This is a genomic window from Sphaerospermopsis kisseleviana CS-549 (assembly GCF_028329225.1).
Lineage (GTDB): Bacteria > Cyanobacteriota > Cyanobacteriia > Cyanobacteriales > Nostocaceae > Sphaerospermopsis > Sphaerospermopsis kisseleviana.
This window is the reverse complement of the sequence record NZ_JAQMTI010000108.1, coordinates 64,679-79,077: the sequence shown is the minus strand read 5'-3', so window position 1 is coordinate 79,077 and position 14,399 is coordinate 64,679. Positions and strand designations below refer to the sequence as shown.

10 protein-coding genes are annotated in these 14,399 nt (G+C 36.5%); 4 read left to right on the top strand and 6 right to left on the bottom strand.

Translation table 11 applies throughout. The features are described from left to right. The first annotated feature begins 164 nt into the window (after positions 1-164). The 4 genes from PN497_RS08990 (at position 165) to PN497_RS08975 (ending at position 6,450) form a co-directional block, all read left to right on the top strand. Positions 165-1,451 (top strand): hypothetical protein, encoded by a 1,287-nt coding sequence (locus PN497_RS08990; protein ID WP_096573022.1) that lies wholly within the window; start codon positions 165-167, stop codon positions 1,449-1,451. Between the two features lie 508 nt (positions 1,452-1,959). Then, entirely contained in the window at positions 1,960-3,690 is a 1,731-nt protein-coding gene (locus PN497_RS08985) for a type IV secretory system conjugative DNA transfer family protein (RefSeq protein WP_096573023.1), read from the top strand. Positions 3,691-3,768: 78 nt separating this feature from the next. Beyond that, a complete protein-coding gene (locus PN497_RS08980) occupies positions 3,769-4,089 on the top strand; it encodes a nucleotidyltransferase family protein (RefSeq protein ID WP_096573024.1) in 321 nt (106 codons plus the stop codon). A gap of 72 nt (positions 4,090-4,161) precedes the next feature. Beyond that, positions 4,162-6,450 carry a hypothetical protein gene (locus PN497_RS08975; RefSeq protein ID WP_096573025.1) on the top strand — a complete coding sequence of 763 codons (2,289 nt, stop codon included), beginning with the start codon at positions 4,162-4,164 and terminating at the stop codon, positions 6,448-6,450. A gap of 152 nt (positions 6,451-6,602) precedes the next feature. Here PN497_RS08975 and PN497_RS08970 read toward each other — a convergent pair whose 3' ends face one another. Genes PN497_RS08970 through cmr1 form a run of 6 tightly spaced genes read right to left on the bottom strand, consistent with a single transcriptional unit; the run spans position 6,603 to position 14,205 of the window. Beyond that, on the bottom strand, positions 6,603-7,472 hold the full coding sequence (locus tag PN497_RS08970) for an RAMP superfamily CRISPR-associated protein (RefSeq protein ID WP_096573026.1): 870 nt from the start codon (positions 7,470-7,472) through the stop codon (positions 6,603-6,605). Beyond that, complete coding sequence (locus PN497_RS08965; RefSeq protein WP_236103999.1) at positions 7,469-7,903, bottom strand: hypothetical protein; 435 nt, start codon at positions 7,901-7,903, stop codon at positions 7,469-7,471. The genes PN497_RS08970 and PN497_RS08965 overlap by 4 nt, the downstream gene beginning before the upstream one ends. Continuing rightward, on the bottom strand, positions 7,900-8,994 hold the full coding sequence (gene cmr4, locus PN497_RS08960) for a type III-B CRISPR module RAMP protein Cmr4 (RefSeq protein WP_015364339.1): 1,095 nt from the start codon (positions 8,992-8,994) through the stop codon (positions 7,900-7,902). The genes PN497_RS08965 and cmr4 overlap by 4 nt, the downstream gene beginning before the upstream one ends. Positions 8,995-9,001: 7 nt before the next feature. After that, entirely contained in the window at positions 9,002-11,773 is a 2,772-nt protein-coding gene (locus PN497_RS08955; protein WP_096573028.1) for a CRISPR-associated protein Csx11, read from the bottom strand. Beyond that, the gene (locus PN497_RS08950; RefSeq protein WP_096573105.1) at positions 11,763-13,175 is read right to left on the bottom strand and encodes an RAMP superfamily CRISPR-associated protein; all 1,413 of its coding nucleotides are present in this window, start codon (positions 13,173-13,175) and stop codon (positions 11,763-11,765) included. Before PN497_RS08950 ends, PN497_RS08955 begins: the two co-directional genes overlap by 11 nt. A 10-nt stretch (positions 13,176-13,185) precedes the next feature. Then, positions 13,186-14,205 carry a type III-B CRISPR module RAMP protein Cmr1 gene (gene cmr1, locus PN497_RS08945; protein WP_096573029.1) on the bottom strand — a complete coding sequence of 340 codons (1,020 nt, stop codon included), beginning with the start codon at positions 14,203-14,205 and terminating at the stop codon, positions 13,186-13,188. Positions 14,206-14,399: the final 194 nt, after the last annotated feature.

Sequence of the window (14,399 nt, the reverse complement as noted above, 5' to 3'; positions counted from 1 at the left end):
GAGTCAGAAGTAAAACTGTCTTTGTGTATAGGTTTTAATTTAGATTCTGTACCTCATTGATCTGCAATCTGCTGTCAGAAGTGTGTAAATTAGGGATCATCCCAAATGTGTAAGTTTATTTTTCAGGTGTTCATTCTAAGAATTAAGGTAATCAAGGTGTAAATATGTTACATAATCCTCAATCTCGAAATAATCACCAACTCGTTCAAAGCACAAAAAATAATCATTTTAATTTAAAATCCAATATCAAATACTGGATGTTTTTGGGTTTATGTACAAGTTTATTATTGCATGGCTTAATATCCTTTCGCCATCATAATTTACTTGGTTATATTTTAGGAATTCAGCCAGCAACAGCATCTCCTACACCAACAGTGAACACTATCCCTAGTAAATATATAAATAATGCACCAGTTCCTGATTGGCAAAGCATTACATTTAAATCTTTTGTTTTCTCTAGTCCTGGTAGTGTTGAACTTCCCAATGTTGAATTTCCTGGATATAAATCAATCAGAAGTTGGCAAGCAGGACAAAGTTTAGATGAAGTGATGGAATTGGGAGATTTTGAAAATGTATTTAATTTAGAAAATTTCAGTTTACAAACAATTGGTCAACTGAGTGGTATTTCTCTGGTAAATACTAAGTTATCAGATTTTCAAACGATTAAATGGCAAACTGTCCCTGAATTAACTAAAGCCATTCCTACTCTAGTTAATGAATATGTAGAAAATGTATTACCTATTCAAGATTTGATTAAAAAGATATTGGGTGGTACGAATATTAATGGACAAACAATAGGAGAAATCATCAATGATTTACCACAGATAAAAGATATAGAGTTAGGAGAAATTGATTTATCTCAATATAAACTAACTTCCATTCCTGGAATAGAAAAAACTGCTCTTAAACAATTTAGTAATTGGCAGAATACTAGCATATCAAAAATACCTGGACTAAATCAGGTAACATTCGCTAATTTTCCCAATGCACCTGTACCCCAAGGAAGTATTGTTGGTAAATTAGATTTGCCATTAAAGGAAGTAGAATCAAACCGACAACGTTCGATTAGTGGTAGTGACCAAGTTGGATTTAATATTCCATGTACTAACAACTGCGCTCACATAGAATTATCAGGTGCAGGTGGAATCACAGGTACTCAATGGATGAGTGGTAAATTTCAACAAGTAAAGGGTGGGTTTGGGATATTAGGCAATCTTAATGGTGGAAAAGAACCGACAGGAAGGCATCCTTTTGGTAAGGGATTTAAACAAGCTGTGTGGGATATTAATGAAGGTGATGGAACTGCATCAACAGCTATTTTCTTCCGCATTTGTCGGCGAGGTGGTTGGTTTGATTTAGGTTGTTCCCCTTATTTCATTGGACCGTTTCCTTTTTTCATATATCAAGAAAAATCACCTATATTTCTTGGTACTCCTTTAACAGTTCCCTAGATAATTTAATGTTTTTTGAAGTTGCATTTTAGTGGAGATAGGATGTTATGTGTAATGAGAGTTTATATATCGTGCTGATATCACAATTTTATCTAATTTGTGTTTTTAGAGGATGCGTGACAAAGCATAAATAGATTTTTTATTTCACGCAGAGGCGCAGAGAACACAAAGAAGAGAATTGCAACAAAAAATAATTTTTTATGACTGATACAGAACTAATATAGGCATCCTATTTGATTTCTGAAAAAATCAGTTACACTTAATTTTTCATAATCCTCTTACCTGCCTAAAAAAACTATCAGCAATCAAATCATATTACTATATATGTTTTAAAATATTCATCTACAACAACTTTCAAATTTTCAAACCACACTCTTGCGCTCTTCTCTGCGCCTCCGCGTCTGGAGCGTGAGATAAAGAAAATGTAGTTATCTACTTGAAATGGCTGTAATACTAAATTTCTCAATCTTAGATTTAGATCAATCATTTTGAAATTTATATAATCACAATGAGTACAAACAACTTTATTTCCGAACTACAAAATCCCCAAGCACCAATTGGTAAATACACTCATTACCTCTTCTCTTCTAATGGGTTAGTGCTGACAGGATTATTACTCGGTTTTGTCTTCCTACAAATATTATCGGGAACGAAAAAAGGCAAATTAGCTACCAGTTATTTTGGGGGAAGAAAGGAGAAAGCTAAAGCCAAAAAGAAAGCTATCAAACAAATAGCTAATCCTCAATGTGATAGTGCTACTCTCTATATTGGTAGACACAAATTTACAGGTAAAAAAACTCAAGATAAAGAACCAGGAAGTCCCATACCGTTATACATACCAGATGTACAAAGAGGAACGGCAGTCATTGGTGCGCCCGGTAGCGGTAAATCATTTTCTGCTATTAACCCGATGATTTATAGTGCCATTGACCAAGGTTTTCCAATTGTTTTATATGACTTTAAATACCCAACTCAAGCTAAAGTTGCCAGTTATGCCAAAAAGATGGGTTATAAAGTCCATATCTTCGCTCCTGGTTTCCCTGAAAGTGAGGTGTGTAATCCCCTTGATTTTCTCCGAGATTCTACGGACGCGGAAACAGCAAGGCAGTTAGCAACTGTAATCAACAAAAATTTCAAAATGATGGCTGCTAGTAATGAGGATGCTTTTTTTGGTCCTGCTGGTGACCAGTTGACCGAAGCTATCCTGATGCTGACTAAGCAAACTCAGTATCCAGATATTATGACAGCGGCGGCTATTTTGAGTAGCGATCGCATGGTAGAAAGATTAATGGCTGCTAATCTCAATCCCTGGATTAAGATTGCTTTTGGTCAGTTGTTTAGTTCTGCTGGTTCTGAGAAAACGATTGCAGGTATCGCCGGTACTGCCAGTTTGATGTTTACCCGGTTTATGAAAAAGAATACTTTGGGGTGTTTTGTGGGTAAGACGACTCTACCTCTGGAAATCAAGGGTAAGCAGATGATTATTTTTGGGTTAGATAGGGAACGACGGGATGCTGTGGGTCCACTGTTATGCAGTATTTTACACATGACGGTAGCTAAGGCGATCGCTAAAAAAAGGCAAGATCCATTAGTTGTTGTTCTCGATGAAGTGCCTTCTTTATACCTACCAGACCTGTTTAGATGGCTCAACGAATCTCGTAGTGAGGGTTTTTGCGGCATTCTGGGTTGGCAGAACATGGGACAGTTAGAGAAATACTACGGTAAGGAGGTTGCTAAAACCATGCTGGGTGCTTGCGGTACGAAGTTCATTTTTAATCCAGGTGAAGAAGAATCAGCGCGGTTGTTTAGTGCTTACCTGGGAGATGAAGAAATTAAGTATAAGCAAAAATCTAAAAGCACTGGGGGAGGTAAAAGCAGTACCTCAATTTCCGAACAGGATAAAACACGGAAGTTATTTGAACCAGCACAGTTTTTGAAGTTGCCACCGGGGAAGTGTATATTTATTAATCCGGCTTACTGTAATCAAAATGAAGCTTCTGTTCCTTTATTAAAAACAATTAAAATACCGAAAGTTTTAATTAATATTGAGCAAGAAAATGACTCTAGATGGACAAGTTTGATTGCTCAATTAACAGAGAAAAGCACTCAACAACGTCCTACTCAAGAAGATTTAGATAAACGAGTGGCGGAGGTAAATAAATTATTTCCTGTTCCTCAGCAACCTGTACAAGCTGGTGCTGTACCATTACCTATTGATGCTTATAAAGGATTTTTCTAATTAGCAATGTTAACATAATTTAGATAGGGAGATTAAGAAACAGTTAGCCAAGATAGATTTTTCTCTGGAGGAATAGAAATGATACAGGATAGTGAACGAAAAATTGTTTCAGAGTTTCGCTCCCAACTGGAAGCAATAATTCCCATTTTAGATTTGCGGGTATTTGGTTCACGAGCGCGGGGTGATGCTACAGACGAATCAGATTTAAATGTGTTTATTAAAGTTGCTGAATTAGATAGATACTGTCGAGAAAAAATTAGTGATATAGCCTGGGAAGTAGGTTTTAAATATGATCTAGTTATTTCCACCTTTGTAGTCACAGAAGCACAGGTAGAAAGGGGAGCTATGGGGGCTAGTCCCTTAGTGGCTAAGGTGTTACAAGAGGGTATTTCTATATGATAAATCAGCAACTAAAGTTATTAAATGAATCCTATTAATCCTTAAATTCTGACTTAAAATGGATATATTAATATGTTTGATGAAAGAGTAACGCAATTAGCAACTGCTTATCAAAAAACTGTTGACCATATAATTGATGAACTTCAAATCACTGCCTCAGTATTAGCAGAATTAATCCAGGCTTTAATAGATAAAGCTAGAGAAAAATTGCAGCAAGAACTAGAAAACATATCTGAAATTGAAGTACAAATAGGAAGTGAGAAATATCGGCTTGTTCCCGATGAGGAATGTCCTGGTGCTTGGAAATGGGAAGCTGCCGAAATGTCTAATGTTCAAGCGCAGAATATCGCCAAGCAGTTAATGTTAACAGCAGCAGATAATTCTCAAGACATCACAGATATTGTTCTATATAATAATAACTCTTCCTTAGCTATCATTGCTACTATTGAATCAGGTGATAAATTAACTGTTTACCAGCAAGATAATAAAGGTAAGTGTTATCATAACTGGGTAACGGAAAATTTAAACACTGAGGAAATTATTGCTGTTGTCTATGAACCCATAATTCGTTATTTACCTCCTAGTCAAAATTCCACAAGTAATAAAACAGAGTTAAAAGAAGAGTTAACAACAATTGTTAATGAACTGTTAGGTCAACTTTTTGGAAATCAAGATATTGAAAGTGAAGTTTTTGATAATGCTACAGAATCGGAATTTACAACATCAACAGAAAACACCAGAGAAAGCATTGAAATAGAGCATGAATTTACATTTGTTTTAGGTTCACCATTTGAAGAAGAGACTTTCATTTTTTGGGATGAAAATACTCCATTACCAGAACCACCTGTAGATGATTCACCAGAGTGGGATGATGCCAGGGATATACCTATGGCTGAAACAACATACATAGAGGAAGAAAATCAGACTGATTTTACTGATAAACAAGTTTCGACGAATGAGATAAAAACTGAAGAAACAGTCACAGATACAACACCTGAAACTGATACTAATAAAGAGAAGAATTCAGATAAATTTGTTGAAACAACAGAGGAAAAAATTGAAACACCAAAGCGAAGAGTTGCTTTTGCACCAAACTACAATGGTGTAGTTTCATCTCCAGCAATAACTTCTCCAAATCAGAAATGGGTTAGGGAAGTAGAAGTTCCTATTAAAAAGGATGTTGCAGCTAGTTGGCAAAAATTTCTAGGTTTGAACTGGCTGAAAATGCGGCATAAACTTAAAGTTGAAAATGCCAGAATTTCTGAAGCAGCAGTTGAACTTCTCAAAGCTTATGGAGAGACATTAACTGATGGTTCTAGAATTTACAGAAGTGATGCTTTTGTAATTAGAAAAGAAGGTGACAAGTATAGTATCCATCATCGCCGTGATGAATTATCTAACTTTTCTCATTCTCTAATGGAATTTACTGTCAATTCTCGTCAGGATATAAAAATTAAAGTTCCTCCTACACAAATGTTAGCAGTAGAAAGACAGGAGTTTTTGATACTAGCTGAGAAGATTTCGGGTGAGAAGAAATTACCACAGCTAGAAAATGCGGATATCAGAGATATTGCTAACCAACTAGGTTCTTTAGCACCTGCTGGCACTTTTGCAACGTTGGAAAGTTTTAGAAAGACTGAGGTATTGGGTTTACTCAATTCGGCTTTACAACAAGCTAAGACTGATAATTTAACTATAGGTGAATACACTATTTCTAGATCCAGAAATGTAGAAGCTGGGGTGGCACATTTGCAGCTACATAAAACTAATCATCAGGGTGAACAAGAAGAAATGGTATCTTTTACTCTCCATAAAACAGCAGAAGGTATTATTAAGCAGGTAGATTATCTTAATATTAGCGATTGGGATTTAACACAATTGAAGTTTATATCCCGCAATGCTCATTTGTTTGATTTGGAGAAGTATGGTTTAGTTGATAAAACCAAGGATGGTAGTAAGGAGGTTAAGAATATTGCTGATATACCAGTTCCTCTACATCCTGCACTTAAAAAAGTTTGGCAGGAAGTGGAAAGGGATAATTCTCATATTAATTCTTCTCTCTTTAATACAGAAGAGGTTAAAGCCGGTATTCGAGATAAGCTTGAAAAGTCTCAGGAGATGCTTTCTGTGGGTGAACAGAGGGAATTATATTTTCAACTTTTGGTTTTACAGAATTTAAAGGATGATGATTTGCTAAATAAAATACCACCATTGAGAGAGATAATGAATGATTTGGAAAAGTGGCGTAAGGAAATCATTGCAAATAAATATACTCCCAAAACAAGTATTTTGAGACAAAATATAGATGCCAGTATAAAATTTAATACATCTTCCAGAGAGGTATCTAAATTATCACTCTAAACAGCACTAAATTAAAAACAAAGCTTTTATGCCTTTATTATATTTTCCGAACTAAGGTTTTTATTTTTACAAATTGCTGTACAATTTCCCCTTGGTTGAAATTGAAGTTTCCTTGTGGGAATTATGTAAATCAGGTACTCGAAATATTGGATCTAGTCGTTAAACTTCCAGATGCCGAATTTTTGAATCACAAAAGTGGATGGTTGCTTTACCATACTCCCTGGAGTCCAACATAGTCCAGAAAATGCCACACTTTCTCCTGCTTGATTAGCTACTTTCCATTCTCTACCCACCAACGGTTCAATTTCTCCTTGAACTAATAAATTTTCTCTAGTTTCTGTATGAGCCAAAAGTCTGCTATTTCCTATATTTTCTACTATTTGAATTACAATAGAGATATTTTCAGATGTCCAAGTATAGGCATTAAATATTTTTTCAGATTCTGTTATTTCTTTTATTTCTTTTACTGCAACATCACCCCAACCATAACCTCGCTCACCTCCCATCTGTAAACGATAACAAGCCTCTTTCCATTGTACCGCACACTCTTCTTTTTCAACTTTTTCAAACACATATCCCACTAGATAAACCTGTTTACCCTCATCCAAAGTACGAGGTGAAATAAACTCAACTTCATGTAATAATCCTGGCTCTGCTGCTTGTTGAGGATATACTAAAGCAGTGCTGGCATAACTACTTAAAAAACAGCGCCGAAACAGACTTTCGTTTTCGTTTTCACTTCCCCAAGGCCATTTAACTTTATAAACTCCATTTGATTCAATAGCAGGATAAAAGTAAGTAAAAGCTAAATTATCATCAACTTTTTTCCCGTAGCATTCATACTGTTTTGTATCAGTTGCAGGTTCATCAGTTCCATTACGGGTTAATCGCATTGTCAATGCACCCCAAAATACACGCCCAGTCAAATAAGAACGGGTACGTTGTACATTCCCCACTTTGCCACAACCAATATGTAAAGGAGATTTGAGTTTAAAAACTACTTGATAGGCTCTCCAAGTCAAAGGTTTCCCTCCTGTTGATTATTATTTTTTGCTGTTTCTTCTTGACGAGCTTTTGCACCATAACGAGCATAAATCAACATTTGCTCTAATATTTCTTTTGTAAGTAATAATCGTTCTAAATCTTGAGTTACATTATCAGTAATATGTTTGAGTACAACACTGGAAGTAAGATCATTGGTTCCATTTTTTTGAGGTTTATTCCACTCAAAACCTAGTTTTTGTAATAGATTTAGCATTTCTTGAACTACAGCTTGACCATTAGCTTTTTCCTTAGCTAGTAAATAAAGAAAACAAGCATATACGCCATCTTCTTGTAAAACACCTAATGCTTTTGTGACTGTATTTTCTATATCACTAACTTTTTGATTTTTGGTATTAGTAATAATTGATTGTGCGTGTTGTGCCGCGAGGCGATCAAGATTAGCCATCATGCTTGACCTCCTTCAGTAGTTTCTATAGATGATCCAGAAGATGTTTGTTGATTACTCTGCAACGGGTTAAATAGTTCTTGAAGTTCAACAGTCTTAGGATCGCCAATCATTGCCATTCTTCCAAAACCCCGCGTTCCCATACCACCAACTCCCAGCCATTCAATCATTTTCAAACCAGATTTAACTACGCATAATGGACATTGCCAAGCACCTCCGGGTAAAGGATTTTTTGTTCCATCTTCCTTAAGCTTACCTGTTTCCTTAATTTCACCTAATGACCATCCTTTTTCACCACTGCGGTAATCATCTAAAACAACATCTGCGGTAAGAAAAGTAGCACGGGGAATGGCTTCATAAGTAAACAATGCCCCATCGTTGGCTGCACCAGTTTCTGGGTTAATTGCGACAGATGTTCTGACTTCTAAATTACTATTTACTACTTGGCTAAAAAGAGCATCTTTAACAATAACAATTTTGTTGATGGCTTTGTAGCGTTTATCATTTTGCCATTGAGGAGGTGCTTCTATTTCTGCTTTTATCTCAGCATTCAGCATTAACCAGCCTAGATTTAATCGTTTATCAGGTTTATCCGAATTATCCCAATTCAAAATAACAGTTTCAAGATTATCTGGCTCATCAGGTAAGTTAGTAAACCCTGCATCATCTAATCGCTCTCTCGTACTCACCCACACGGGACCGACCATTGAATGCACAGGGAATAGCAAAATGTGAGCATCAAAAATATTTACAACACCTGAGTAAGCAATCTCTTTCTTTTTAGGGTTTGGATTACCAGTTTGTGGATTATCACTATTACCTGAATGTAAATAACCAAAGGTGTAACAGATTGGGTTATTTTCAGGATTTTTAACATATTTTTGATCTTGTCCTGCGGCTTCGGGGGTTTCATATAACTGTGCTGCATAGGATCGCGCCGCACCATGTAAACTTGTACCGGGAATTTTCGGAATTTTAGTTCCTGGTTCTCGCACGATGCTATTATCAACTCGTCCTAAACGATAGCCTCCTGTACCGATATGAACAGGATCGAGAGTCATAAATAGGTAACGTTGTCGTTTGTAAGTTGCCATTAGTGTTTTACCGTTCTTTTAAAATTTCCATATACAAGTCTGTTATGTCTGCCAGTTCTCCTCGCACTGCTGCATTAATTAGTAGCTGGCGATTTTCTTGAGGAATATCTATCCATTTTTTATAGTCTTTAGTCCAAGCTGTATTAGCTAGTGTATCAGTGACAAACTGCTCAAATATTTTATCTTTCCATGATTCTTGTTTTATATCTTCCCCGTACCAGATATCACGGGTGGCTTCAATGCTGTAAATCACCTGATGACGCTGGGAGGTTTCGAGGTTTTTGAGAATTTTCCAGAGTGTTTGAATACGGTCTAGGTCTTCGAGGTAGAAGGGGCGAGTTTTGCGGGGACGGCGGTCTTTTTCGTCGTAGTGAATATCGAACCGTCGGGCGGTGCTGTCGAGGTATTCAAAGTCAAAGGTGGAGGGGGTAAAATAAATTTGGTCGCCTTCTTTTAAATCCCCAGCGTGAACTAACCAACAGGGTTCAGTTATACCAGGTCGCTGACTTTTGATTTTGCGCGATCGTCCATCTACTTCTTGATCATCTTTTGTTTTTACAAAAACGTAAGGATACCAATTATCATCTGTTGTTCCATCTCCCATTTTGTTAGGAACGTGCCAGGTGATTTTGCGATCGCCTTGAATTAACTCTGTATCGCTTTCAACTAAGTTTATTAGGCTGATAGTGATCGTTTCTTCAAATTGCTTCGTTCCATTTGCTAATTTCTGTTTTTCAGGAGGTAGTGTTCCTTGAGTTTTTGATTGCACTTGCCATAATTGTTGACTACTAGATTTATAGCTCAACATTTGTCGTCCAGCGTCTAAAGCAGACCGGAGGGGAGTACGACGATCAAAGTAGACAACACCTAAATGTAAGGGTAAGCGGTTACGGACTTTGCCCATTTCTCGTTCATATTTTGTTTTTATCACCTCAACTACATCAAGAGATTTTTCTGCTGGAACAAGAGCCATAAATGTACTAGGTTCAGAGAGAATAGGAATTATAGGACTGTATTCTTGTTCCTCAAATAAAACATTATTAATATTTAACTTACCTGGTAATTTATTAGAGCTTCCATATCCAGTTGGTTCTTCTATAAAGAATTGTTGATAACGTAACTGTTCAGCAATAAATTCAGCAGCTGATTCAATTTTTGAGTATTGTTCAGATTTAGCACCTAATTTCTTAGCAGCATAGCAAAGATTATCTGTGGTAATGAGCTTACAACCATTATGTAAAACACTTAGTTTTGTCGTTCCTAGAACCAGGTCATAAGAACCTAAAGACTGTAATTTAATCTGGTCAATATTATTGAATTCAATGCTAAGACGACCTTTTATTTTTGGTAGTTTTGTGTCTGCTAGTGCTGTTTGCCAAAACTGCTGAGTGGTACGCCAAACGCGCTGGATACGAGCAAAAGATGGCTTTTTTTCTGGTTCTTTAACACTTGGACTACACACAACCAATAAAGTTTTGATCATATCGCCACTCAGCCAATCATTCAAATCAAATTGACCAACAACTAAGGCTAAACGAGCATTATTATCAGCAACTTCATCAATCCAGATAGTATCTCTAGTTTCTATATCTTCTTTAGTTAAGTCTTGTAGCCATATTTTTGCTCTGTTACTGCGTCTTTCTAGGCAAATACTGCAAACATTTCTCGATTTTGCTTGTTCCTTTTTTTTCTTATCATTTCCTCCCCATCCCTGTGAACGAACACCACAAACTGTACAGATGTTAGAGATTTCTGATTGCCACCAGATATCTGAACAATCTTGAAAAGGAGTTATGTTAGGTAATTCCTGTTGTAATGCTTCATGTAGAACAATAGCTTTTTCATGTGATTTTGTAAGATAAACTTGAGGCTTTAGCTCTCCATTTATCTCAAACTCACGTTTCCACCCATTATTTAAGATTTGATTTTCAATAAGATTTAAAAATTGGTTGCCATCAATATCATTCTCTAATTCTGGCACTAAAAAAGCACTACCATTTTCATCTCGATATACTTCATTTCCTAATGCGTAAGTTTCCTCCAAAAGTCTACGGACACAATTTAGTGCTAGTTGTAATGATTTTTTTCTTCCGTGCAAATCACCAATAGTTAGTGATCTCTCTAAAAAACTGAGTCCATCAAACCTAACCGATAAAATACGCCACTTTAGGTTATTTTCAGTAACTTTATTCTCTAAAATATATCGAGCGGCTATTGCTTTCCAAAAAGCTGCTGTAGCTGCTCCCCACTCTGAAAGTCTTACTTCATTAAGAGGTCGCCTTGTATCTCCAACTGCATTATTAAATGCTTGTTCTATGTTATGAATAAAAATATCGCGCTGATCAATACTTTGAACTGCTTCCAAAAGTTTTGATGAATTTTCTCCTAGTGTAATCTCAAATCCAAAAATAGACCCAATGAACTTGCTTTCCTCTCTAAGTCCTTGTTCTTCTTCAGGCTTATCTACATGAGCAACATCATGACATTTCCCTAATAATTTAATACGCCAGTCTAAAGAAAGTTTAGCTTTAGAAGGATTTTTCCCTTCTTTTATTATTTTTGCAAGCGAAGTATCTGCCGTAGATAAATTAAGTGGATCTTGTAGAGAACATCCTTCGAGACTAGATTTGACACGGGGAGTAGTTTGACTTGGATTAAAGTTGTTCCCCAAGCTGATCCACTGCTTAATACACTTATCCCAATCATGTAGAAATGCAGCCACTTCTCCTAAAAGCAAAGCGTCACGGTTATCCGCTAAATCTTGTAAATCATGAGTCATGGCTGATTTCCTTTCTTTGGTGTAGATGCTTTGCTATTTCCTTGGTGCGATCGCCTAACTCACTCAATTTATTAAAAGAAACTTCAGTCATAGCTGGTTTTGGCGTTAGTTTAGGTTCAGGTATTATTTCTAATATCGCAGTTTCAGCTATAGGCCGTTCATTATCCCACCACTTTTTAGCCTTATCGTAAAGTTGTCCAGTTTTTTTCCCAGACTTTCCTTGTAAGTATCGTTCTTTAGACTTGAAAGTACCATCAGGATTTAGAAAATCTGGATCTATTTGTCCAGGTGCAACCAGATAGCGAGGTAGATCGGGTTCTGATGGTTTTACTTCTGGTTCTGGTGGCTTTAGCTCTGGTATATCAGCCCGAATTGCTAACTCTCCCTGACTGTCAAGTTGATCCTCCACAATTCCAAAACCACTACTGGTCTTTGCTCCAAAACCATAAACCGTGAGCATCGCTTTTACCCCTTCTGCCACAATTTCTAAATCTTTAGCAACTTGGCTCTCATCAATTGCACCAAAAGGTACGTACAAAATCATAAACTTACCTGTTGCCCTGATTGGAACTGACTCAATCAAAATGGGATTTTTGCCTGTACTTTTTTTGCGATCATGCGGATTAATTACTTCCAAGGCAATCTTATCAAAGAACGTTGGATAAAAATAAAGCCGACCTGAAAAGAACCCGGTTGAAGATAGATAACGTCTAATGTATCGCTGATACAAACGCGCCAAATCTCTACCACCAAGATTATCGAGATAACTATCAAATTTTTTTTCATCTATCTGAAATCCATTTTCAGTGCCAAAAAGTCGCCCGATACTAACTCTTTTGGCTACAAATTCTTTCTTTTGCTGACGTTGTTTTCTTACCCCTTCATCTAAACCACACCACCACCCTGCCAATTGTTGAAGCATTGCATTATGTAAAGCCCCTTTCCAGCTTGTTGAAGCAACCATTGGGGTTTGAAATACCTTGTCTTTACGTACTGGATTATCAAGTAAATGGAAGGAGCGATCATCTTTACTCAAATAGGGTTTTTGTAGTTTGAAAGGTACACACAGCATAAAACTGAGTGCTGGTAAATTTTCAAGTTCTGAAATATTGGGAATGAATCGAAAATCTTCTGGTATTTTTTTTGTAGTGAGATTCTTTTGCCAAGCATCACGAACATGATTTTTGAGATCAGAGTTAAGAGCCTCATACCACAAGTAGGATAAGTGAGGTTCAATTTTAACAGCATCTGTAGCAGCTTGCTTTATTTCGTTTCCTGCTTGTTCACACACACTTTTATTATTGTCTCTTTTGCCTTTTTTAAATTTTTCTGAGGCTAGTTCAAATTTATTCAAAGAATCAATTAAATGCTCTTTTTCAAAAGCATAGTAATCATATTGCATTGCCATCCTCCTATATTTTTAATAAGCTTTGCAGAAAGGCTTTTTCATCAATCATTTTTCCAGTTTCAGAATCTCTACCTGAGTTTATTTCACGCCAAAGGGTTAGATTGTGGTTATTCTTCAAGTGTTCATGAATTTTCTCTACAACCGTTTCTCGATTCCAGATAGTATTGTAAATATCTGCTTGTTGAGGAATATAACCCCATACACGGATTACTATATTTCCATTTTCATCTTTATAAGGTCGAGATATTTTAACTTTAGCGGCTATAACATCACCTTTAACTGTACCCATAATAAAATGACGTATATTTTTATCTGATCTGAAAAGTTGTCGTAAATCATATTTCAAATCAAAGGTACTTCTTTCATCAAAATTTGAATCTTTAGAATGTATTTTTGCAAGAAAAATGTTTTGTAACGAAGGTAGTTTTCTATCAGATTCACTTCCGTTAGTGAGAATGAGCCAATCGTATAGAGGCTGAGTATCAATAATGCCAGCACACTCAATTTTAATTACACCAAACCCCATCTGAGAACGCGCTCCTAAAGCCGACCAATCAGCAATAAATTGAATTAGTCCAGCAATAATTTCAGGCTTGAATTTTGGATTGAAGCTTTGAATTTTAATAATAAAAGTGCCATTTTTAGGGGCATTTGGAGGGTTAGAATCTCGAAAATACCATTTTAGCTTACCTTGATCATTTGTATAAGTTCGATCTGCTGTAATAGTATGCTTAATTTGTGCATCAGAGATTTCAATCTCCTGTACCTCCAGACGAAACTGACGTTTCCAACCAGTTGCGCCAAACACTTCGCAGACCTTACAAAGTCCATTGTTAGGCTTCTTGGAATCGTATGAGCATTTTTGCTCAGTCGGATCACAGACCACACCCCCCATCCCGCGCACCAGAACCTCCATCCACCAGCGCAGACTACCAAGCAGTCCGGTTTCGTGAATGCGATCGCACTTTCCGGCCTCAATACCGCCTGTCCAGATTGGAGTGAGAGTTTTAATTTTTACTTCCATTGCCACTATCTGATACCCTTCACCAAGCGTATCCAATTTTTGAAGTTTTGGCTATAAAAGCAACTGTATCTACTGAATTTTATAGTAAGTCTGCTAACGCAGACTTAGCTAAAGAAATCAACAACTAAATTAACTACTGTTGTTTACTTCACTCTTTGCACAAGCAGCAAATCATACACCAAAAGCACATTATT

What these genes read in the sequence shown, in the direction of transcription:
- PN497_RS08990 (WP_096573022.1), top strand. Translation starts at nt 165, where the DNA reads ATGTTACATAATCCTCAATCTCGAAATAATCACCAACTCGTTCAAAGC.
- PN497_RS08985 (WP_096573023.1), top strand. Translation starts at nt 1,960, where the DNA reads ATGAGTACAAACAACTTTATTTCCGAACTACAAAATCCCCAAGCACCA.
- PN497_RS08980 (WP_096573024.1), top strand. Translation starts at nt 3,769, where the DNA reads ATGATACAGGATAGTGAACGAAAAATTGTTTCAGAGTTTCGCTCCCAA.
- PN497_RS08975 (WP_096573025.1), top strand. Translation starts at nt 4,162, where the DNA reads ATGTTTGATGAAAGAGTAACGCAATTAGCAACTGCTTATCAAAAAACT.
- PN497_RS08965 (WP_236103999.1), bottom strand. Translation starts at nt 7,903, where the DNA reads ATGATGGCTAATCTTGATCGCCTCGCGGCACAACACGCACAATCAATT.
- cmr4 (WP_015364339.1), bottom strand. Translation starts at nt 8,994, where the DNA reads ATGGCAACTTACAAACGACAACGTTACCTATTTATGACTCTCGATCCT.
- PN497_RS08955 (WP_096573028.1), bottom strand. Translation starts at nt 11,773, where the DNA reads ATGACTCATGATTTACAAGATTTAGCGGATAACCGTGACGCTTTGCTT.
- PN497_RS08950 (WP_096573105.1), bottom strand. Translation starts at nt 13,175, where the DNA reads ATGCAATATGATTACTATGCTTTTGAAAAAGAGCATTTAATTGATTCT.
- cmr1 (WP_096573029.1), bottom strand. Translation starts at nt 14,205, where the DNA reads ATGGAAGTAAAAATTAAAACTCTCACTCCAATCTGGACAGGCGGTATT.